This window comes from Rhodoferax saidenbachensis, from assembly GCF_001955715.1.
Taxonomy (GTDB): Bacteria; Pseudomonadota; Gammaproteobacteria; order Burkholderiales; family Burkholderiaceae_C; genus Allorhodoferax; species Allorhodoferax saidenbachensis.
In genome coordinates this window covers 135708-157654 of the sequence record NZ_CP019239.1, presented here as the reverse complement: position 1 = coordinate 157654, position 21947 = coordinate 135708, and the positions used below count along the sequence as shown (strand labels likewise).

The following is a 21947-nucleotide window of genomic DNA, read 5'->3' as shown; positions in this document are numbered from 1 at the left end:
GGTGGGGTTGGCGAAAGATTGAGGCCGACTGTAGAGAGAGGCAACGATAGGGGCAACACATACTTTTTTATGAAATTCATCAGCTTTACTGATGCATGGCTAAAATTGAAAACTGCTTTGCCAATGCCTCAGCATCCCTGCGGCGTCATGTCGGCGCGGGCGCAAAGAGCTAGGGAAAACACCGACAAAAAGCCCCCCACCGAGGGGGATGTGCATCAGGCCGCCCTCAGGGATATCCCGCATGGGCCACCAGGAACTGTCCATGAAAAACCTGACCTTGCGCCAACTGCGCCTGTTCGAAGCCGTCGCCACGCACCTGAGCTATTCGCGTGCGGCGGAGCACATGAGCCTGACGCAGCCGGCGGTGTCCATGCAGGTGCAGCAGCTCGAAGCCGAGCTGGGCCTGCAGCTGCTGGTGAAAACCGGCAAACGCGTCACGCTGAGCCAGGCCGGCGAAGAAATGCTGCGCCAGACGCGCCGCATCCTGAACCAGGTGCACATTGCCGAAGAAGCGGTAGCGGCTTTTCACGTGACAGAGGGCGGCGGCGGGCTGCTGCACCTGGGTGTGGTGCCCACGGCCCACTATTTCGCACCGGCGTTGTTGATGGCCTTTGCCCAGAAATGGCCCGGTGTGAAGTTCAAGCTCACGGTGGATAGGCGCGACAAGATTCTGGGCATGCTGCAGGAGCACCAGTTGGATGTGGCGATTGCCGGCTACCCGCCGTCCGAGGCCGACGTGGCGGCAGAGACATTTGCGCAGCACCCGCACTGCGTCGTCGCCGCCGCCGACCACCCCTTGGCGAAAAAGCGCCGCATCCACTGGGATGCGCTGCGTGACGAACCCTTTATCTTCCGCGAGCCGGGCTCAGCCACGCGGCAGTTTTTTGAGCACCTGTTGCAAGCCCAGTCGCTGCAGGTCAAGGTGTCCATGGAGCTGTCGGGCAACGAGACCATCAAACAGGCGGTGATGGCCGGCATGGGTATCAGCTTTTTGTCGGCCCACACCTTTCAGATTGAGCTGGAGGCCGGTCGTATGGCGGTACTGAACCTGCAGGACATGCCCAAAATGCTGGACTGGTGCCTGCTACACCGCCGCGACTCCAACCTGACGGGCGTGAATGAAGCGTTCAAGACCTTCGTACTGGACCAAGGCTCCGATCTGGCCAAGTGCAAGCTGCACTAGCTGCGGCCGGACTACACCACGCCCGCTTGGTGCAAAGCCGCAATGGCTGCGGCGTCCAGCCCCAGCCCGGCCAGCACTTCGTCGGTGTGCTCACCCAGCGCCGGGGGCGCGCGGTGCAGCACGGGTGGCGTGTCCTGCAGGCGCAGCGGGCTGGCCACCGTTGCTATGGATTCAATAGCTGTTTGCGCACTGTTGGCGGGGGCTACAGCCTGTTTTTGCACCAAACCACGGGCTTGCACCTGCGGATCGGCAAAGGCCTGGCCAATGTCGTTGATGGGGCCACAGGGCACGGCCTTGTCTTCCAGCAGCGTGATCCACGCTGCCGTGGTGCGCGTGCGCGTGGCGTCTTCAATCATCGGAATCAGCGCCGCGCGGTGGCGGTTGCGCTCCACCATGGTGGCAAACCGCGCGTCCTGCGCCCACTCGGGGTGGCCGGCCGCTGCGCTGAAACGCGCGAACTGCCCGTCATTGCCAATCGCCAGCAGCATGGAGCCATCGGCGGTGGCGACGTCCTGGTACGGCGCCAGGCTGGGGTGGCTGTTGCCCTGGCGTTGCGGCACTTTGCCGGTGTTGAGAAAACCCGCCGCCTGATTGGCGAGGATGGCCATGCCAACATCCAGCAGCGCCATGTCGATGTGCTGGCCCACGCCGGTGCGGTGGCGCACTTCGAGGGCGGCCAGGATGGCGCTGGTGGCGTAGATGCCCGTGAACACATCGGTGATGGCCACGCCCGCGCGCTGCGGCCCACCGCCCGGTGTGCCGTCGGGTCGGCCGGTGATGCTCATCATGCCGCTCATGGCCTGGATCATCAGGTCGTAACCCGCGCGTTCGGCATAGGGGCCGGTCTGGCCAAAGCCGGTGATGGAGCAGTAAATCAAACGCGGGTTGATGGCTTTCAGGCTCTCGTAATCCAGCCCGTAATGCGCCAGGCCACCGACCTTGAAGTTCTCCACCAGGATGTCGCTCTGCGCCGCCATCTGGCGAATCAGCGCCTGGCCTTCGGGCTTGGCAATGTCGATGGTGATGGAGCGCTTGTTGCGGTTGCAGGCCGTGAAATAGCTGGCGTGGGTGGTGTCGTTGCCTTCGGCGTCCTTGAGGAACGGCGGGCCCCAGTGGCGCGTGTCGTCGCCCTCGCCGGGCCGCTCCACCTTGACCACATCGGCGCCCAGGTCGGCCAGCATCTGGGTGCACCAGGGGCCGGCCAGAACGCGGGACAGGTCCAGCACTTTGATATGGGGAAGGGCCGCCGGTTTGTCGCTCATCATCTGTCCTTTGTATGTGCCTGGTATGGAAACGAGGATACCAATGGCCCAGCATAGACTGGCAAAGTCTCCCCCGGCTTGCTCCAGCGCAAGAACCCGTCAAACACCCCCACGAATCCGGCGATTCGCCTGTGCCCAGTGGCGTTTCCTGCAGCGCCCCCAGCATTTTTTTTACGCATGCGCGCACCCCGGCGGCGCGGGGGACCCGGTGCAAACCCCTAGTTACACGGTGGCACGTGGATTGCTAGCATGCAGACAAGAAGCTGACTAAACGGTCAGATTTTTGATAGTTGCACCTTTATAGGAGTGCTCGCGTGTCCACCTCACCCCAACCCGATGTCCGCTCCGGGCGCCTGAGTACCGAAGCCTATGCCAAGGCCTTTGGCGACGCTACGCCCAGGCTCACGCCCTCGCAGGCGCTCTTGGAAGCCGAGCGCTGCCTGTACTGTTTTGATGCGCCCTGCGCCACAGCCTGCCCCACCAGCATTGATGTGCCCTCGTTCATCAAACGCATTGGCGACGGCAACCTGCGTGGCTCGGCGCGCACCATTCTGGATAGCAACCCGCTGGGTGGCATGTGCGCCCGGGTCTGTCCGACCGAAAACCTGTGCGAAGCCGTCTGCGTGCGCAACACGCAGGAAGACCGCCCCGTCGCCATTGGCCGCCTGCAGCGCTTTGCGGTCGACGCGCTGATGGAAAGTGACAAGCCGCAGATCTTCACCCGCGCACCCGCCACCGGCAAAAAGATCGCCGTGGTCGGCGCCGGCCCCGCCGGTCTGGCCTGTGCCTACACGCTGGCGCGCCAGGGCCACAACGTGGTGGTGTTTGACGCACGGCCCAAGGCCGGTGGCCTCAACGAATACGGCCTGGCCAGCTACAAGACGCCCGACGACTTTGCGCAGGCCGAAGTGCAATGGCTGCTGGACATCGGCGGCATCGAGATCCGCAAGGGCTGGAAGCTGGAAACCACCGAACAGTTCGAAACCCTGCGCAACAACTACGACGCACTGTTTCTGGGAATGGGCCTGGCCAATACGCACCAGCTTGGCGTGGCCGGTGAAACATTGACTGGCGTGCAGGACGCCATCCAGTTCATCGCCACGCTGCGCCAGACCGAAGACCTCTCCACCCTGCCCATTGGCCGCCGTGTCGTGGTCATCGGCGGTGGCATGACGGCCGTGGATGCCGCCGTGCAAAGCAAGCTGCTGGGCGCGGAAGAAGTGCACATGGTCTACCGCCGCGGTGTAGAAACCATGTCCGCATCGGTGGCCGAACAGGAATGGGCGCAGACCAATGGCGTCACCATCCACCACTGGCTGGCCCCGGCCGAGCTGCTGGGCAGCGCCGGCCATGTGACGGGCGTGAAATTTGCACGCCAGGCGTTGGTGAACGGCAAACCTGCGCCCACCGGCGACACCGTCACGCTGGAAGCCGACATGGTGCTCAAGGCCATTGGCCAGACGCTGGGCAATCCGCTCTTGGCCCATGTGGGCCTCACGCTGCAAGGCGGCCGCATAGCCACCGACGCCGAAGGGCAAACCAATTTGAGCGGCGTCTGGGCCGGTGGCGACTGCCGCGCGGGCGGGCTGGACTTGACGGTAGAGGCGGTGGAGCACGGCAAACAGTCGGCGCTCGCAATCCACGCACAACTGATGGGGAAATAAGACCATGGCCAATCTCGCAACCACCTTCGCCGGGGTCAAGAGCCCCAACCCCTTCTGGCTGGCCTCCGCCCCGCCCACCGACAAGGCCTACAACGTCAACCGCGCCTTTGAAGCCGGCTGGGGCGGTGTGGTCTGGAAGACGCTGGGCGAAGCCGGACCACCGGTCGTCAATGTGAACGGCCCCCGCTACGGCGCCCTGCTGTCCAGCGACCGGCGCCTGATGGGCTTCAACAACATCGAACTCATCACCGACCGCGACCTGGAGCTCAACCTGCGCGAGATCACCGAGGTGAAGCGCAACTGGGCCGACCGCGCGATGGTCGTCTCGCTCATGGTGCCGTGTGAAGAGAAAAGTTGGAAGGCCATCTTGCCCCGCGTGGAAGACACCGGCGCGGATGCGATTGAGCTGAACTTCGGCTGCCCGCACGGCATGAGCGAACGCGGCATGGGTGCCGCCGTGGGCCAGGTGCCTGAGTACATCCAAATGGTGACCGAGTGGTGCAAGCAGTACAGCAAGCTGCCCGTCATCGTGAAACTCACGCCCAACATCACCGACATTCGCAACCCGGCGCGTGCTGCCAAAGCCGGTGGCGCCGATGCAGTGAGCCTCATCAACACCATCAACTCCATCATGGGCGTGGACCCGTACACACTGACCATGTCGCCCTCCACCGGTGGCAAGGGCAGCCACGGCGGCTACTGCGGCCCGGCGGTCAAGCCCATCGCGCTGAACATGGTGGCCGAGATTGCGCGTGACCCACAAACCGCCGGTCTGCCCATCAGCGGTATCGGCGGCATTGGCAACTGGCGGGACGCGCTGGACTTCATCGCGCTGGGCTCGGGCACGGTGCAGGTGTGTACCGCCGCCATGGTCTACGGCTTCAAGATCGTGCAGGAAATGAGCGACGGCCTGTCGAACTACATGGACGAGATGGGCTTTACCAGCGTGGACCAAATCGTCGGCAAGGCCATCCCCACCGTGAGCGACTGGCGCTACCTGAACCTGAACCACATCAGCAAGGCCGTCATCAACCAGGACAGCTGCATCCAGTGCGGCCGCTGCCACATTGCCTGCGAAGACACCAGCCACCAGGCCATCACCTTCCAGAAAGACGGCAAGCGCCATTTTGAAGTGATGGAAGACGAATGCGTGGGCTGCAACCTGTGCGTGACCGTCTGCCCCGTGCCAGACACCATCACCCTGCGCGACGTACCGGTTGGCGAAAAAGACTTGCGCACTGGCCGGCTTGTGAGCGATAAACATGCGGACTGGACGACCCACCCGAACAATCCCATGCGCCAGGCCGCCTGAGCGGGTTTTATGCATAAAAAGGCCTCTAGCCCTTATACAACCTGCGCAAGCAGCTATTAATTTAGGAGCGAATATGACAAGCATTCTGATCAAAGGCGGCACCGTGGTGAACGCCGACCGCGCCTTCCGCGCCGACGTGCTGACGCAAGACGGCAAGATCGTCGCCGTGGGTGAGAACCTCACCGCACCTGCGGGCGCGACGACGGTGGACGCCGGCGGCCAGTACGTCATGCCCGGCGGCATCGACCCGCACACCCACATGCAGTTGCCGTTCATGGGCACCACCACCATGGACGACTTCTACACCGGCACGGCAGCCGGCCTGGCCGGTGGCAACACCACCATCATCGACTTCGTCATCCCCGACCCGCAAGAGAACATCCTGGACGCGTACAAGAAATGGCGCGGCTGGGCCGAGAAGTCGGCGTCGGACTATTCCTTCCACGTCGCCATCACCTGGTGGAGCGAACAGGTGCGCCAGGACATGGGCACGCTGGTCAAGGACGAGGGCGTCAACAGCTTCAAGCACTTCATGGCCTACAAAAACGCCATCATGTGCGACGACGAAACCCTGGTGAACAGCTTCAAGCGTTCGCTGGAACTGGGCGCCATGCCCACCGTGCACGCCGAGAACGGCGAGCTGGTCTACTTGCTGCAAAAGACCGTGTCCGACATGGGCATCAAAGGCCCCGAAGGCCACCCACTGTCGCGCCCGCCCATGGTCGAAGCCGAAGCCGCCAACCGCGCCATTGCGATTGCCGACGTGCTGAACGTGCCGATCTATGTGGTGCACGTGAGCTGCATTGAGTCCGCTGAAGCCATTGCCCGCGCCCGTGCGCGCGGCCAGCGTGTGTATGGCGAAGTGCTGGCCGGCCACCTGGTGCTGGACGACAGCGTCTACCGCCACCCGGACTTTGCCACCGCCGCCGCCCACGTAATGAGCCCTCCCTTCCGCCCCAAGGGCAATAGTGAATTTTTGTGGAAAGGTCTGCAATCGGGCAACCTGCACACCACCGCCACCGACCACTGCACCTTCTGCGCCGCACAAAAAGCCGCGGGCAAAGACGACTTCAGCAAGATCCCCAACGGCTGCGGCGGCGTGGAAGAGCGCCTGGCCGTGATCTGGGACGAAGGCGTCAACACCGGGCGGCTGACACCGTCGGAGTTTGTCGCCGTCACCTCCGCCAACACTGCCAAGCTGTTCAACATCTACCCACAAAAAGGCAGCGTCTCCGTGGGCGCTGATGCCGACTTGGTGGTGTGGGACCCGGCAGGCACCAAGACCCTGTCGGTCAAGACGCAACACAGCAAAGGCGACTTCAACATCTTCGAAGGCCGCACGGTCAAAGGCATCCCCAGCCACACCATAAGCCAAGGTGAGCTGGTGTTTGTCCAAGGCGACCTGCGCGCCGTCAAAGGCAAGGGCCGCTACATCAAACGCCCCGCGTTCAGCGACAACTTTGCGGCGAACAAGCTGCGCGCGGAAACGCTGGCACCCAGCGCAGTCAAACGCTAAGCCACGCATCCGTTCAAGCCACCACCTGTTCGCGCTCAAACCCACCGTTCACACACAACCCAAACCCGTTCGGGCTGAGCCTGTCGAAGCCTTGCAACCCTTCGACAAACTCAGGGCGAACGCAAAAACCGGAGCACACCATGACTGCAGCCACCACCATCGACATCGACAAGGTCCGCATCAACGGCGAGCGCCTCTGGGCCTCGCTCATGGAGCTGGCAAAAATCGGCGCCACACCCAAGGGCGGCGTGTGCCGCCTGACGCTGACCGATCTGGACAAACAGGGTCGCGACCTGGTGCTGGGCTGGGCCAAAGAGGCTGGCATGACCATCACCATCGACAAGATCGGCAACGGCTTCATGCGCCGCGCCGGGCGCAACAACAGCCTGCCGCCCATCATGACCGGCAGCCACATCGACACCCAGCCCACCGGCGGCAAGTTCGATGGCAACTACGGCGTGCTGGCTGGTATTGAAGTCGTGCGCACGTTGAACGACCTGGGCATTGAAACCGAAGCGCCCATCGAAGTGGCTTTCTGGACCAATGAAGAAGGCTCGCGTTTTGTGCCGGTGATGATGGGCTCGGGCGTGTTTGCCAAGGCCTTCACGCTGGAGCATGCGTATGCGGCGACGGACACCGAAGGCAAGAGCGTCAAGGGCGAGCTGGAGCGCATCGGCTACATCGGCACGCAGGAACCCGGTGACCACCCAATTGGCGCGTACTTTGAGACGCATATCGAACAAGGCCCGGTGCTGGAAGACAACGACGTGACCATTGGCGTGGTCAGCGGCGTGCTGGGTATCCGCTGGTTTGACTGCACCGTGACCGGCATGGAAGCCCACGCCGGCCCCACGCCCATGGCGCTGCGCAAAGACGCGCTCTTGGCCGCCACGCGCATCATGCAAGACGTGGTGGCCGCGGCGCACCGCCACCCTCCGCATGGCCGCGGCACCGTGGGCATGGTGCAGGTGTTCCCCAACAGCCGCAACGTCATCCCCGGCCGCGTGAAGTTCAGCATAGATCTGCGCAACGCCACCGACGCGCTGGTGGACCAGATGGCCGACGAGGTGAAAGCCTTTGCCGCCAAGGTGGGCCAGGAGCACGGCGTGGATGTCAAGATTGAAATGGTGTCCAGCTACAACGCGATTGCCTTCCACGACAACTGCGTGGACGCCGTGGGCCGCGCTGCCAAGAAGCTGGGCTACTCCAACATGCCCGCCGTATCAGGCGCCGGCCACGACGCGGTGTACATGGCCAAACTGGCCCCCGCCGGCATGATCTTCATCCCCTGCAAAGACGGCATCAGCCACAACGAGATTGAGGATGCAAAGCCGGAGCACATCACTGCGGGGTGCAATGTGTTGTTGCATGCGATGTTGGAGCGGGCGAAGGTGGTTTGATATGGCTTAGGCCAAGGTCATTTAAGCAGAACAACGATGAACATTTATCGATTTCGCTTCGACGACGATTTGCTCATGCAAACAATGCCCCACAACCGCCGAGCATCTTCTGGCCACAACTTGATGCTTGCCGTGAAGCTGATTTGAATCCGATTGCACTTGCTTGACGGCCTCTTGCAGCATCGCTATCTGCTCCTGCAGCAACAACATCAATGCGTCCTACTCGGCATGACTTAGCTGACTCAGACTTGATGGAGTTTGCATTACTGCGGACTGTCGCTCACTATTTGATAGCGACCTGGGTAGTTACTTTTATTGATAACATGTTCAGCGAGAAAATGGCCGGGATCACTAGAAACGATACTTGTCCAAAATTTTCTTGATGTCGCCATTCTTCTTTCCGGTGGCGATGACACGATTGATTTCGTCAATAGCCGCCCGGTCTGTAGTCTTGGAGAACATCACATGCTGGGGTAGCGCCTGAAGTGCCTGTGGCTCTTGTGAAAGGTCTAGACTGAGTATTTTTACTTTTCCAGAAAACTCCGAATTCTTGACGATGAACCCTGCATTGATGTCGTTATAGATGGCGATTCTTCCGCGTGAAGCAAGCAGCTTTCTCAAAGTTTGCTCATAACTATAGGCGCCATCGTCAACTTTTAGTCCAGGAATTTTCTTCAACTGTTCTGTCATTGAAGACACTCTGACTGCCAAAACGATACCCTGATCGCCCAGCGCAACCAAGTCCTTGAGCGTTTTGAAATCAACTTTATCGTCCAATCTAACCACTGCCATCAAATTCTGATCGAACAGGCTCTCCCCTACGATCATGTTCTTTTGGCGAACATCTGTTTTGCCCAGGCCAAAAATAGCGTTGATGTAACCATCACTGAGATGGCTCTCAACCCGAGCCAGAGGAATAACCGTTTCTGGATAGACCAGTTTGTACTGTGATTTCGAATTGACGTATTGGATCAAGTCAACGCCAAGACCCCTCACCTTGCCGTCTTCATCAAGATAATAGCGGGGCATGGATTCGTAGCACTCAACTTTCAATGCGTTTTGGGGGTGAAGGTTGCCCACAGACAATGCTAAAAAAAATCCGGCTATCACAGGCCTAAGGCGCTTCAGCAACATATGGGTGACTCCTATGTAAGTCTTTTGATTTCTCGAAAAGAGGTTGATACCTCTCCCCGGTTTGTTGCGTTGAGTTTGAACACAGCGACTACTTGCACTAAGTCCTGAGCCTGAGTTTTCAGGCTGGAAGCCGCGGCTGCCATTTCCTCTACCAGCGCCGCATTTTGCTGTGTGGTTTGGTCCATTTGTGTGATGGCCTCTCCAACCTGGGAGACACCGGAACTCTGCTCACTACTGGCGGCACTGATCTCGCCCACGATGTCGCTTACCCGCTTGATGGCGCTGACCACCTCGGTCATGGTCTGGCCTGCTCTGTCCACAAGTGCGGTTCCTCGTTCCACCCGTTCAACGCTGGTGCCAATGAGCGTTTTAATTTCTTTGGCCGCTTCAGCGCTTCTGCCGGCCAGACTGCGAACTTCCGAGGCCACCACGGCAAATCCGCGCCCCTGTTCACCGGCTCGGGCGGCCTCAACCGCAGCATTGAGGGCCAGGATGTTGGTCTGAAAAGCAATACCGTCAATGACGCTGATGATGTCATTGATCTTGCGGCTGGATTCGTTGATGCCTTTCATGGTTTCCACCACTTCGCCCACGACTTCGCCGCCTTGGATTGCCACGCTGGAGGCGCGCATGGCAAGTTGATTGGCGCTGCGTGCAGAGTCTGCATTCTGTTTAACCGTTGAGCCAAGTTCTTCCATGGAAGCCGCTGTCTGCTCCAGAGCGCTGGCCTGGTGTTCGGTGCGCGCCGACAGATCGTTGTTGCCTTGGGCAATTTCGGCGCTGGCTGTGGCCACGGATTCCGAGCCTTGGCGCACGCTGGTGACCACGTTGACGAGGCTGCCTTGCATCGCCTGCAAGGCTTCCAGGAGGAGGCCCACTTCATCTCTGCCGTGTGCCGGGATGGGGGTACTCAGGTCACCAGATGCAACCCGCTGGGCGACCTGGGTGGCCCGAGCCAAAGGCTTGGTAATGGAGCCGGCCAGAAACCAGGTGATGAGTGCACTCAATGCAAAGCCGATGAAGCCCAGTAACAGGAGCAGCTGGCTGCTGGATTTGCGATTGGCCTGGATCTCCTTGGCGAGTTGATCAACTTGGTCGCGCTGGACCTTCAGCAGGATTTCGATTTGCTGCACATACGACTTGGTCCTCGGGACGAGCTGTTCATCCAGAACTTTGTTGGCCTCATCCGCCTTGCCTTCTTTCTTCAAGGCAAGGATTACATTGCGCGCTTCCAGATAGGCACTGCGAAACTCATCCATTTTGGCGATCACCGCTTTTTCTTCCGGTGTATCCATCTGATCCTGAATGAGCTTGTAATATTCGCCAGAGGTTTTTGTGGAGAGCGCTTGCTCTTCCTTGAAAAAATCAACCAAGGCGGGATCGCTGCTGCGGGCAATAGCCGTTGCGCGCGTAATCGAAGCCCGGACATTGCGGTACCAGTCGCCCAGCACCCGCTCAGTTGAGATCGGATCATCCATCATTTTGGCCGTGGCATCGGCCACGGCATTGAGCCGAAAAATACTTAGGCCGATCACCCCCATTGACAGGAGCAATACTAAGAAAAAACCAAGCACCAGGCGCTTGGCGACGGACAGGTTGGAAAGCTGATCCATAACGTATGTAGCTCCTCATTGGACCGCAAGCGACGACGGCCCATTCGAGCACAAAGGCTCGAGAAACTCAAGCACGCGATGGTGAACGGATACCGGATAAGCATTCAAACTACATGAGGCCAAGTACCGCACGCTGGAATCGCACTGAATTGCCTGAAACACGCGACGTACTGCCCCGCCTGCAAAGAAGGCATCAGCCACAACGAGATTGAAGACGCAAAACCGGAGCACATTACGGCGGGATGCAATGTGTTGTTGCATGCGATGTTGGAGCGCGCTGGGACCTGACCCCGGAGCGGTGCAACCGAACGCGCCGCCCTCCCCGATCCATGGCCGTCCGCATGGATTTTTGTCACAGATTCGTCATAAATGGACCCTGCGCAGGGTCTGAAGGGGATTGCGCGGGGATACTCAGGGTGTCGTTTGGATACTCTTTACCCCAGATTTCTAAGAAGGCTTTCCCATGAAACTCAAGACCCGAATCCTCTGGCTGTGTGCTGCCACGTTACTGGGATTGGTCGTACTGTCCGCCGTGGCGTTGACCACCCTTTACCGCTCCATGATGAACGAGCGAACCGCGCAACTTTCCAATCTGGTGCTGCTGGCCCACGCTGCCGCGCAAAAAGCCCATGAGCAGGAAAAGAGTGGCACCCTGTCACGCGAAGAGGCACAGAAGGAAGCCAAACGCAACATCGGCAGCTTCGTCGACAAGGACAAATACTTCTTCGTGCGCGGCTTCACCAACGATGTGAACTACGTGCACCCCAACCCCAAACGCATCGGCATCGTCGATGAAAAAGGCGGCAAGGAAGCTGGCGTGCGTTACCGCGCGGCGCTGCAGGGAAAAACCATTGGCACCGTCACGGCGCCTGGCACCCGCCCCGGCGCCAAGGAACCGGTAGACAAGCTCTACGCCATCATCAAGTTCGAACCCTGGGACTGGATCATCGGGTTTGGCGACTACGTGGACGACATTGAGCAGACCTTCTGGCGCAATACCGCCATCCTGTTGTCCATTGGCGGGGTGCTGATGCTTGTCCTGACCGTGATGGCTTGGCAGATGCTGCGCACGCTGGTGAAGCAGCTCGGCGGCGAACCGCAGTACGCGGCCGAGGTGGTGACCCAGATCGCCGAAGGCAATCTGGCGGTGGAAGTACACACCTTGCCCGGCGATACCACGAGCATCCTGCACGCCATCCGCGCCATGCGCGACAACCTGGCGCGTCTGGTGACACAGGTGCGTGACAGCACCGAGTCCATCAACACCGCCTCGGCTGAGATCGCCGCCGGCAATGGCAACCTCTCGGCCCGCACCGAATCGCAGGCCAGTGCGCTGGAAGAAACCGCATCCTCGATGGAAGAGCTCACCTCCACGGTGCAACAGAACGCGGCCAACGCACGCCAGGCCGACGAACTGGCACGCGCCACCTCCAACATGGCCATGCGCGGCGGCGAAGTGGTGCAACAGGTGGTGGGCACCATGGGCTCCATCAACGAGTCTTCCCGCAAGATCGTGGACATCATCAGTGTGATCGATGGCATTGCCTTTCAAACCAACATCCTGGCGCTCAATGCCGCGGTAGAAGCCGCGCGTGCCGGTGAGCAAGGCCGCGGCTTTGCTGTGGTCGCCAGTGAAGTGCGCAGCCTGGCCGGACGCAGCGCCGCCGCCGCCAAAGAAATCAAGGGACTGATCGACGACTCCGTGGCCAAGGTCGGCGTGGGCACCCAGCTCGTGGAGCAAGCGGGTTCCACCATGCGCGAAGTGGTCGACGGCGTGAAGAGTGTCACCACCATGGTGGCCGAAATCAGCGCCGCCAGCGCCGAGCAAAGCGCCGGTATCGCCCAGGTGAACCAGGCCATCGCGCAGATGGACCAGGGTACGCAGCAGAACGCAGCACTGGTAGAAGAAGCACTGGCCGCAGCGCAGTCACTGAGTCAACAGGCCGTGGCGCTGTCGCAAACGGTGGGACAGTTCCGGGTGGCTTGATAGTCCCCGCCGGCATGATCTTAATCCCCTGCAAAGACGGTATCAGCCACAACGAGATTGAGGACGCGAAGCCGGAGCACATCACAGCGGGCTGCAATGTGTTGTTGCATGCGATGTTGGAGAGGGCTGGGGTGGTTTGACTGGCCGCAGGGGGGGGAGTGTGAAGTTTTTCGGCCTCTAGCCTCCGTATTCATTGCGCGAGCAGCTCCTGATTTGGTAGCAAATCAGGAGCTGTTTTATTTCAACTTTCCAAATTCGAAAACTGTATCAGCCGCATAGTGGGCTGGAAGTCGACGACAGGTATGCGACGTAACAGGCCATCGAATCAAGCCTCTGGTATGCAAACCAGACTATCTCTTGACATTTAGAATCGTGACCGTGACGCTGCCATTTGAATATCAAAATCCAACGCTCCAATTCGAACGTTTTATGGTTGACGCTCGCGACTGCGCAAGCCTTCCCACAACGAATATGGCTTGGAACATGGTCGTCGGGGTATTGCACGCATTTCGTTGGCGCTTGCAGGTGACCCAAGTAGTTGCTTTCGCTGCCGTTCTCCCTCCGATGATTCGCGCGCTTTTCATCGAGGACTGGGACCCTGAGAAGGCCGCCCTGCCATTTGGAGAGCCCGCCGACTGGCTTGCGGACGTCTGTAGCATTCGTACACGCCACAACTTCTCGCCACCTGACGCGGTGGCCTCGGTCGCTTCCGCCCTTCGCAAACATGTCGATGCGGATGCCTTTGAGAGCGTGCTCGCACATTTGCCTAGTGGGGCAAGTCGCTACTGGCAGCCAAAACCACCCTCCAATTAGTGGCAACTACCAGCGGACTGCTTGGTTGCCGATAGTTGGCAAGGCCGAACTGGCCCGTACATTACAAACGTATGAGCCCGTCACGCACCCCCACGTATAGGAACAACACCCTCCACGCCATCGCGCTGTTTGAGGCGCTGAAAGGCTTGGCTGCGATCGCAGCCAGCCTCGGCCTGCTGAGCTTGGTACACCACGATGTGCGCGCCATCGCCTATGCGCTGATGGGCCATTTGCATGTAAACCCGGACGCGCGTTTTCCGCAGATGCTGCTGGATGACATCAGCGCGCTGCAGAACGCGAACTTGCGCCAGGTCGTGCTGTTGGCCTGGGGTTATTCGGCCATACGGTTGACGGAAGCGTACGGCCTCTGGCGCGACAAAGCGTGGGCCGAGTGGCTGGCTGCGGTATCGGGCGCGGTCTATCTGCCTCTGGAGCTGAGCCACTTGGTAGCGCACACCACGGCCATCAACGGTTTGGTGTTGGTTGGGAACCTTGCCGTCGTTGCCTACATGGTGGTGAGGCTAAGGCGCCGCAGAAATCAAGGCGCTAAGGCTTCCACATAAAGGCCGGTCGCTGCGGAGGTGAGCCACCAGCGGGCGGCTCACACGAATCTACTTTGGCTCAGCCGCAGCGCTAGCCAGTGGCTGGCCCTTCTCGACCACATAAACCCCGACCAGTTTGGTTGGCGTGGCACCGTGGTTCATGGCGTTGTGCACTATGCCAGCAGGCACGACAAACGATTCGCCAGCCACGACTTTGCGGGGCGCCTGGCCTGCAACCAGAAGGGTTGCTTCGCCTTCCAGCACGTAGCTGATTTCATCGCCGGGATGGGTGTGCCAGCCGGCCACGCCGCCCGGCGCAACGTCCACCCGCGCAACCACGGCCTCACGGCCAGGGACGGATACGTCTGCTTTGCCCACCAGGGTGCGCGTCAAACCAGATGCTTGCGCGAACGCGCCACCTGTAGCCAGCACCAGCAAGCCACCCACCACAATGCGTTTAACTTTAGAGCCCATATCTGTCCCCTTTGTTTGAATGATTGACACGGTTCAACACCTTGAACTCAGGCCATTACAAGGAGCGCAAGTGGCCATGTCAACCTGCATTACCCCTAGTGGGGCGGCCAGTGGAAGACAGCGAAGTGTTCCGGTGATTCGCGGCCCCGCACCATAGCCACCGTGGTGCAGGCCGCGCCGGTGATCAATCCACCTTGGCGCCCGAATCCTTGATCACCTTGGCCCACTTGACCGCCTCGGTGCGCATCAGTTGCGCCATGTAGTCGGGGGTGGACGGCAATGGCTCCAGAGCCGCCGCCGCAAAACGCTCGCGGATTTCAGGCAGGCGCAACACGGCGGTTATCTCGGTGTTCAGGCGTGTCAGCACCGCAGGCGGTGTACCGGCCGGGGCCAAAATGCCAAACCACCCAGACGAGTCGTAGCCAGGCACGCCGCTTTCGGCCAGCGTGGGCATGTCCGGGGCCAGTGCGGAGCGCTCTTTGCCCAATACCCCGATCACTTTGAACCGGCCCGACTTGAGCAAGGGCTGGATAGACGCAATGTCGGCAATCGCCAGGGATGTTTCACCCGACATGACCGCCATCACGGCGGGCGCAGTGCCACGGTAGGGTACGTGCAGGATGTAGCTGCCGGAGATGGACTTGAGCAGTTCGCCCGACAAGTGCATGGCGGTGCCGCTGCCGCCAGACGCATAACTGAGCTTGCCTACCTGGGTCTTGGCAAGGGCGATCACTTCCTTGGCGTTGTTGGCAGGTAGCGACGGGTTGGCCACCAGCACAAACGGGCTGGTGCCAAACAGCGTGATGGGCGCAAAGTCGCGCGTCGGGTTGTAGGGCAGGTTGGGATAGAGCGACGGGTTGGCCGTGAGCCCCCCGGCAGAAGCCAACACAATGGTGTAGCCATCCGCAGGCGACTTGGCCACGATGTCCAGCCCTATGCCACCACCAGCGCCAGGTTTGTTGTCCACAATGACGGCCTGGCCCAAACGTTCCGCCAGTTTGGGGGCCACGATGCGGGCAGCGGCATCGCTGCTGCCGCCCGCCGGAAAAGTCACCACCAGGCGGATAGGCTTGGTGGGCCAGGGGGCAGTCTGGGCCAATGCTGCGTTGCCGAAGGCTGCGATGGCGAGCCCGACAACGCAGGCGATCAATGGGTTGCGTGTGGTGTTCATGGTGCAGTGGTCTCCGGTGTTCACAGCTTGAATATGCGCTCGGCATTGGTCTGGAAGAACATTTTTTTCTGCGCCTCGCTCAGAGGCAGGTTGTCCATGGCGGTGACCTCCTCGGCCACGTACTGGTAGGGGTAGTCCATGGCGTACATCAGACGGTCGTAGCCCATTTGCTGCTGCACAAACGTGACCGACGGCTCCCAGGGCATGCCGCTGGTGGTGTAGTAGAAGTTTTCACGCAGGTAGTCGCTGGGTTTTTTCTTCAGGGGCTTCACGCCCTCACTGCGGTTGGAGCGCACGATGCCCGCATGCATGAAGTCAATGCGGTACAGCCAGAAAGGCAATCCTTCGCCCAAGTGGCCCAGCACGATTTTGAGATTGGGGAAACGGTCAAACACACCGCTGACGATCAGGCGTAGCGCGTGCAGACCGGTTTCGGCCTGGAAGCCATAAATGGCCGCGTCGAGGCAGCGCGAAAGGAAGGGCTCCACCATCTGTGGCGATGGTGTGTTGGGGTGGATGTAGACCGGCACATCCAGCGCTTCGGCAGCAGCAAAGATGTCCCAGAACTTTTCGTCGTCCAGGTATTCGCCCTGCGTGTGGGAGTTGATCACTGCGCCTTTGAGGCCCAGCTTTTGCACTGCGCGCTCCAGCTCTTTTGCTGCAGCCCGCGGGTCTTGCGGCGCTACCGCGGCCAGCCCGGCAAAGCGCGTGGGGTGCTGGCGGATGGTGGCAGCCAACTGGTCGTTGGTGGATATGGCCAGTGCGTTGGCGGTGGCGGCATCAAACACCTGCACGCCGGGGGAGGTGAGCAACAGCAACTGCATGTCGATGCCGGTGGCGTCCATGTCGCCCAGGCGGCGCTCGCCCATGTCCTGAATGCGGTTGAACAAATCCTGCGCGCGGGGCGTCTGGCTCTGGCCAAAAAATCCCCAGAGGCTGTAGAAGCCCGGATCGTTGATGGAGCGCGTCTCCAGGATCTTGACGTACATCTTCATCAGTTCAGGCGTGGCCCAGCCTTCTTCTGTGGCGATGCGTTTGTAGGGGCGTAGTTGGGGCGTCAAAGCGTTGTCTCCTGTTGTTTTATGCGTTCATTGGAGAGCAAGCGCATTAATTTGTAAATCGATAAATTACGAATGAATTATGATTTTTGCGAATGAATACACCCACCCACACGTTTTCACCCACGCTGCGGCAATTGCGTGCCTTTTTGGCGGTGTACCGCCTGCGCAAGCTCAGCGCGGCGGCGGAGCAATTGTTTGTGACGCAGTCGGCCATCAGCGTGCTGATCCGTCAGCTCGAAGAGGGGCTGCAGACCCGCTTGTTTGACCGCACCACACGTTCGCTGCAGCCCACCCAGGCGGCCAACGACATGCTGGCGGTGGCAGAGCGCATCCTGCGCGACGTGGACTCGCTCGGGGCCGCGTTCGGCGACCTCAGTGGCCTGCGCAGCGGCCGGGTGTGTCTGGCCATCACGCCCACGCTGGCGGGCATGCTGCTGCCGGGCGCCATTCGCAGCTTCGGCCAGAAATATCCCGATGTGCAGGTGGTAGTGGACGACTGCGCGCCCGAACAGTTTTCATCGCGGGTGCTGGGCGAGCATGTGGACTTTGGCATCGGCACCCCGGAACGCTCGGGTGGCGAGCTGGAGCTGGAAACCCTGATGCGCGACAGCCTGTGTCTGGTGTGTGCACCCGACCATGCGTTGGCCGGTATCAAAACATTGCGCTGGCGCGATCTGGAAGGCCACCCCGTGATTGCAGGGCGGCCTGGCTACGGCGTGCGCCAGCTGGTGGACGTGGCGGCGGCCACGGCCGGGGTCTCGCTGCAGGTGGTGAACGAAATTTCGTTTCTGTCCACCGGGTTGTGGATGTCCGCCAGCGGCTTGGCCCCCAGCATCATGCCTTCGGCCTACGCCCGGTTTTCACCCTACCGCGAGCTGGTCATCAAACCCCTGAACCGGCCCAAGGTTTCGCGCGATGTGTACATCGTCACCAAAAAAGGCCGCTCGCTCTCATCGGCCTGCCAGGCCTTTCTGGACGACTTGCGCACCAACCTGCAAGGCGTCTGGCCTCCCGCTGTCTAAGCGGCTTGTATCGCACCCAGCGAAGGCACCGCCAAGCACCCCATCCCCTCCAATGCCGCTTCCACCGCATCGTCCAGCGGCGTATGTGGCTCATGCCCCAGCACTGCAACCAGGTTGGCGTTGCGCATCTCCACGCGTGTGGTCCACAGGTAGCGCATCTCGCGCAGCTCACGTACGGTGGGCACAAAGGGCGCGATCAGTGCCATCAACCACCAGGGGAAGGCGCTGACCTTGGGCTGGGCACCACCACGCTTGACGACGACGCGGCTGATGGCTGCGGCAATCTGTGTGCCGTCGGCATCCCAATACCCGGCCATGTGAAAGGCGGCGAAGGGCTCCAGGGTTTCGCGGCGTTGCACCAGCTCCACCATGGTGCGGGCCACGTCGGGCAAGTAAGACCACTGGTGGCCTACGCCGGGTGCGTTGGGCACGCTGATGGCTTTAACGGGCAGGCCCGGTTTGACCAGCCCTTGCGAGAACCAGCTGTTGCCCGGCTTGGGGCCAAAGAAATCACCGGCGCGCACCACGATCACTTTGCACCCCCGGCTGCTGGCCGCCTGCAGGCGCTCTTCCATTTGCACACGAATAACGCCTTTGCGGGTGATTGGCTCTTGCGGCGAGTCTTCACGCAATGTGGGGAAGGCGCTGGGGCCGTAGTTGTAGACCGTGCCGGGCAGCACGATGGTGGCGCCCTGGGCCTGCGCGGCGGCGATGGTGCTGTCCAGCATGGGCAGCACCAGCTCGCTCCAGCGCAGGTAGCCGGGTGGGTTAACGGCGTGCACGATGACGGAGCAGCCCTGCGCTGCGGCCAGCACGTCGTCGCGGTTCATCGCGTCGCCGCGCAGCCAGACCATGCCGTCGCGCCGCTCCACCTGCTGCTCCCCACCGCGGCGCAGTGCGCGCACCGTCCAGCCTGCGTCGCGCAGTTGCCGTGCTACTTCGCCGCCGATGCCACCGGTGGCGCCCAATACCAATGCTGTTGTGTTGCTGTTCATCTCTAAGCTCCTTGAAAAAAGTGTTGCGATGGATGAAGTTTGGAACCGGCGCGGCTATTAAGCAATTGACCAACATGTCTGAGCAGCTATACATTTCTGTATGACTACCGACAACACCACCGAGATTGGCTGGGAGCTTTACCGCTCGTATTTGGGCGTGCTGGAAGAGGGTTCGCTCTCTGGTGCGGCGCGTGCCATGGGCATTGCCCAGCCCACCGTGGGGCGGCATGTGGACGCGCTGGAAAAGGCGCTGGGCGTGACGCTGTTCACCCGCTCGCAAACGGGGCTGCTGCCCACCGAAGCGGCGCTGGCGCTGCAGCCGTTTGCCCAGGCCATGAGCAGCTCTGCCGCCGCACTGAAGCGGGCGGCAGAGAGCCAGGGCTCGGGTATCAAAGGCACGGTGCGCGTAACCGCGAGTGAGGTGATCGGACAAGAGGTGTTGCCACCCATCCTGGCGCAACTGCAAGACGCGCACCCGGGCCTGAAAGTGGAGCTGGTGCTGACCAGCCGCGTGCAGGACCTGCTGCAGCGCGAGGCCGACATCGCCGTGCGCATGACGCAGCCCAAACAGGAACAGTTGATTGCCCGGCACATAGGCGCGGTGCGATTGGGCCTGCACGCACACAAGGACTACCTGCACAAACATGGCACGCCGGCCTCACTGGCGGACCTGCCAAAGTACGCGCTGATTGGTTTTGACGAAGAGACACCGTTCGTGCGCGCGGCGCGCAAGCAATTCCCGCTATGGAACCGCGACAACTTTGCCGTGCGCACCGACAGCGACATGGCACAACTGGCTCTGATCCGCGCGGGCTGCGGCATTGGCGTATGCCAGGTGAACCTGGCGGCGCGCGACCCCAACCTGGTGCATGTATTGCCCGGCAGCATTCCGCTAAGTCTGGAGACCTGGCTCACCATGCACGAAGACCTGCGCCACAACCCGCGCTGCAAGGTGACGTTTGACGCGCTGCTGCTGGGGTTGCAGGACTACATGGCGGAGTGAGACTGCGACCAGCCCCGCGGGCTGGCCCAAACCCTCAATACTTCTGCAACAGGTACTCGCTCACCTTGGGCGCATCTTTGGTCAGCAAAGTGTCCAGGCGTGAGTTCATCACATAGACGTCTTTACCCACTTGCGTGGCCGTGGTGGGGAATGAGTAGGCCGTCTTGCGTGCGGGTTGCAGCGTGGCGGATTTCCAGCCGTCTGTAGACACCAGCTCTACCACCTGGTCGTTGCCCGCGTTTTGCACGACGACCAAGTGGGTCTTGTCGCGCAGCAGCATGCCATCAGCGCCCTTCACCGCTTCGGGCAGGTTCACGCGCTGGATGTCGGCACCGTTGCGGGTGCTGATGCGGTAGATCTCGCCGCTGTTGTATTTGTTGACCAGCAGGTAGCCGTCCGGGTGCGCCACGATGCCGTTGAGGTTGAAGCCTTCGCCCTTGAACAGATCACTCTGTGCAAACACGCTGGCGTGGCCCTTGGTGTCAATGCGGTAGATCACTGGAGAGAAGCTGTCGGTGATGTAGACATTGCCCGCCGCGTCCACCGCCAGGTCGTTGGCCATGTGGCCGCCTTGCACCAGGTTGCTGAGGTCGTGGTACGCACGGCGCTCGCCAGTGGTCGCGTCATACGCGGCCACGGCGGCCAGCTTGTAGGCCGTGGCGGCGCTGCTGCGGGTGGAGGCGCCCAGGTCGGCCACGGCAACCCACAGCAGGTTGCGTTTGGTATCCAATACAAGCCCCACGCTGGCAATCAGTTTGTCGTCCTGAATGAACGGTGTGTACACGCCCTGCAGGCTGACCTTGCCAATCGTGCCGGTGTGCACGGAGCTGACAAAGAACACTTTTTGCGCGGGGTGCCAGGCAATGCCTTCGGGGTAGGCCTGCTCAGCAGTGAAGGTGATGCCTTGGGCAGACACACCATCGGCATGGGCCAGGCCAGCGCCCAGCAGTGGAGTAGCCATCAATGCAGCCAGGGTGAGGCTGCGAACGAGTTTGGAAGTAGTGAATGGTGTCATGGTGCGCTTTCGGTTTAAAAATTTAGACGGGGGTTGATTGGGTATGGGGGTACATCGCGTCCATGGCGGCTTGGTCCATCTCGGCTTTGAAGGCATGGGCCTCGGCCAGAGCCTCGGCACGCACTGCGGCTGGTCGGGCGCTGACCTGGTCCAGGAAACGCTTCACATGCGGCAACTCGGCCCAAGCCGCTTCGCCCAGCACAAAGGGCACGGCGCGCGCCCAGGCCCACAGCGCCATATCGACGATGGTGAATTCCTCGCCCACCATCCAGGTGCGGGTGGCCAGATGCGCGTTGACGATGCGCCAGTGGCGCCAGGCTTCAAAGTCGTAACGCTGTTGGGCGTAGGCCTTGGGCTCGGGGGCGAAGTGGCGGAAGTGCACGGCCTGGCCCGAGAAGGGCCCAATGCCGGTGGCCACAAACATGAGCCACGAATACATCTGGGACCGTACCTCAGGCACATTGCGCGGCAAGAACTTGCCGGTCTTGACGGCCAGGTAAAGCAGGATGGCGTTGCTGTCAAAGACGACCGCATCGCCATCTACCAGCGCGGGCGTTTTGCCGTTCGGGTTGATGGCCAGGTACGCGGGCAGGTGCTGCTCGCCCTTGCGAACGTCCACCGGCACCAGCGTGTAAGGCAGGCCGGACTCTTCCAGAAACAAAGCCACCTTGGCCGGGTTGGGCGAGGGGTGGTAGTAGAACTTCAACATGGGGTGTCGCTTTCTCAAAGGTTGGTGACGGAGTGGATTGTGTTTTTTAGCGACAATCACAACAATCACCC

General features: G+C 61.0%; 20 protein-coding genes and 1 pseudogene. 11 read left to right on the top strand and 10 right to left on the bottom strand.

The genetic code is table 11. From position 1 onward, the window contains the following. Positions 1-262 precede the first annotated feature (262 nt). Positions 263-1183: a LysR family transcriptional regulator gene (locus tag RS694_RS00830; RefSeq protein WP_081708641.1), complete on the top strand. Its 921-nt coding sequence runs from the start codon at positions 263-265 to the stop codon at positions 1181-1183. An 11-nt stretch (positions 1184-1194) separates the two neighbouring features. On the opposite strand, the gene RS694_RS00825 is transcribed toward RS694_RS00830, so the two are convergent. Beyond that, positions 1195-2448, bottom strand: coding sequence for a CaiB/BaiF CoA transferase family protein (locus tag RS694_RS00825; RefSeq protein WP_029707993.1), 1254 nt, complete (start codon positions 2446-2448; stop codon positions 1195-1197). A 311-nt stretch (positions 2449-2759) separates the two neighbouring features. Here RS694_RS00825 and RS694_RS00820 point away from each other — a divergent pair, with 311 nt between their 5' ends. From RS694_RS00820 to RS694_RS00805, 4 genes are all read left to right on the top strand, one after another. Beyond that, positions 2760-4109, top strand: a complete 1350-nt coding sequence (locus RS694_RS00820; protein ID WP_029707994.1) for an NAD(P)-dependent oxidoreductase — start codon at positions 2760-2762, stop codon at positions 4107-4109. A 4-nt stretch (positions 4110-4113) separates the two neighbouring features. Further along, on the top strand, positions 4114-5421 hold the full coding sequence (gene preA / locus RS694_RS00815; RefSeq protein WP_029707996.1) for an NAD-dependent dihydropyrimidine dehydrogenase subunit PreA: 1308 nt from the start codon (positions 4114-4116) through the stop codon (positions 5419-5421). A gap of 73 nt (positions 5422-5494) precedes the next feature. Continuing rightward, a complete protein-coding gene (hydA, locus tag RS694_RS00810; protein ID WP_029707998.1) occupies positions 5495-6937 on the top strand; it encodes a dihydropyrimidinase in 1443 nt (480 codons plus the stop codon). A gap of 140 nt (positions 6938-7077) precedes the next feature. Continuing rightward, positions 7078-8337, top strand: a complete 1260-nt coding sequence (locus RS694_RS00805; RefSeq protein ID WP_029707999.1) for a Zn-dependent hydrolase — start codon at positions 7078-7080, stop codon at positions 8335-8337. Between the two features lie 21 nt (positions 8338-8358). Here the strand turns inward: RS694_RS00805 and RS694_RS20350 are convergent, their stop codons facing one another. The 3 genes from RS694_RS20350 to RS694_RS00795 all read right to left on the bottom strand — a co-directional run bounded on the left by RS694_RS20350 (position 8359) and on the right by RS694_RS00795 (position 11084). Further along, positions 8359-8547, bottom strand: a complete 189-nt coding sequence (locus tag RS694_RS20350; RefSeq protein ID WP_152528826.1) for a hypothetical protein — start codon at positions 8545-8547, stop codon at positions 8359-8361. A 141-nt stretch (positions 8548-8688) separates the two neighbouring features. Continuing rightward, positions 8689-9471: a substrate-binding periplasmic protein gene (locus tag RS694_RS00800; RefSeq protein ID WP_029708000.1), complete on the bottom strand. Its 783-nt coding sequence runs from the start codon at positions 9469-9471 to the stop codon at positions 8689-8691. Positions 9472-9482: 11 nt separating this feature from the next. Further along, entirely contained in the window at positions 9483-11084 is a 1602-nt protein-coding gene (locus RS694_RS00795; RefSeq protein ID WP_029708001.1) for a methyl-accepting chemotaxis protein, read from the bottom strand. A 463-nt stretch (positions 11085-11547) separates the two neighbouring features. On the opposite strand from RS694_RS00795, the gene RS694_RS00790 reads away from it, so the two are divergent. The 4 genes and pseudogenes from RS694_RS00790 (at position 11548) to RS694_RS00780 (ending at position 14447) form a co-directional block, all read left to right on the top strand. Further along, on the top strand, positions 11548-13071 hold the full coding sequence (locus tag RS694_RS00790; RefSeq protein ID WP_076069202.1) for a methyl-accepting chemotaxis protein: 1524 nt from the start codon (positions 11548-11550) through the stop codon (positions 13069-13071). A gap of 2 nt (positions 13072-13073) precedes the next feature. Next, positions 13074-13211: pseudogene (locus RS694_RS20345) on the top strand (Zn-dependent hydrolase); the annotation flags it as partial. Positions 13212-13449: 238 nt separating this feature from the next. Beyond that, a complete protein-coding gene (locus RS694_RS00785; protein ID WP_037247427.1) occupies positions 13450-13884 on the top strand; it encodes a DUF2267 domain-containing protein in 435 nt (144 codons plus the stop codon). Between the two features lie 71 nt (positions 13885-13955). Next, positions 13956-14447 (top strand): DUF2127 domain-containing protein, encoded by a 492-nt coding sequence (locus RS694_RS00780; RefSeq protein ID WP_029708004.1) that lies wholly within the window; start codon positions 13956-13958, stop codon positions 14445-14447. A 48-nt stretch (positions 14448-14495) separates the two neighbouring features. On the opposite strand, the gene RS694_RS00775 is transcribed toward RS694_RS00780, so the two are convergent. From RS694_RS00775 to RS694_RS00765, 3 genes are all read right to left on the bottom strand, one after another. After that, positions 14496-14900 carry a cupin domain-containing protein gene (locus tag RS694_RS00775; RefSeq protein ID WP_029708005.1) on the bottom strand — a complete coding sequence of 135 codons (405 nt, stop codon included), beginning with the start codon at positions 14898-14900 and terminating at the stop codon, positions 14496-14498. Positions 14901-15084: 184 nt separating this feature from the next. Further along, positions 15085-16071, bottom strand: coding sequence for a Bug family tripartite tricarboxylate transporter substrate binding protein (locus RS694_RS00770; protein ID WP_029708006.1), 987 nt, complete (start codon positions 16069-16071; stop codon positions 15085-15087). Positions 16072-16091: 20 nt separating this feature from the next. Then, complete coding sequence (locus RS694_RS00765; RefSeq protein WP_029708007.1) at positions 16092-17132, bottom strand: amidohydrolase family protein; 1041 nt, start codon at positions 17130-17132, stop codon at positions 16092-16094. A gap of 92 nt (positions 17133-17224) precedes the next feature. On the opposite strand from RS694_RS00765, the gene RS694_RS00760 reads away from it, so the two are divergent. Next, positions 17225-18154: a LysR family transcriptional regulator gene (locus RS694_RS00760; RefSeq protein WP_029708008.1), complete on the top strand. Its 930-nt coding sequence runs from the start codon at positions 17225-17227 to the stop codon at positions 18152-18154. Here the strand turns inward: RS694_RS00760 and RS694_RS00755 are convergent. Continuing rightward, positions 18151-19149: an NAD-dependent epimerase/dehydratase family protein gene (locus tag RS694_RS00755; RefSeq protein ID WP_029708010.1), complete on the bottom strand. Its 999-nt coding sequence runs from the start codon at positions 19147-19149 to the stop codon at positions 18151-18153. The two genes, RS694_RS00760 and RS694_RS00755, sit on opposite strands and share 4 nt — an antisense overlap. 100 nt (positions 19150-19249) lie before the next feature. On the opposite strand from RS694_RS00755, the gene RS694_RS00750 reads away from it, so the two are divergent. After that, complete coding sequence (locus tag RS694_RS00750) at positions 19250-20152, top strand: LysR family transcriptional regulator (protein WP_029708012.1); 903 nt, start codon at positions 19250-19252, stop codon at positions 20150-20152. 34 nt (positions 20153-20186) lie between these two features. On the opposite strand, the gene RS694_RS00745 is transcribed toward RS694_RS00750, so the two are convergent. Next, entirely contained in the window at positions 20187-21167 is a 981-nt protein-coding gene (locus tag RS694_RS00745) for a hypothetical protein (RefSeq protein ID WP_083664550.1), read from the bottom strand. A gap of 22 nt (positions 21168-21189) precedes the next feature. Continuing rightward, positions 21190-21876 carry a glutathione S-transferase family protein gene (locus RS694_RS00740; RefSeq protein ID WP_029708015.1) on the bottom strand — a complete coding sequence of 229 codons (687 nt, stop codon included), beginning with the start codon at positions 21874-21876 and terminating at the stop codon, positions 21190-21192. Between the last annotated feature and the right edge of the window lie 71 nt (positions 21877-21947).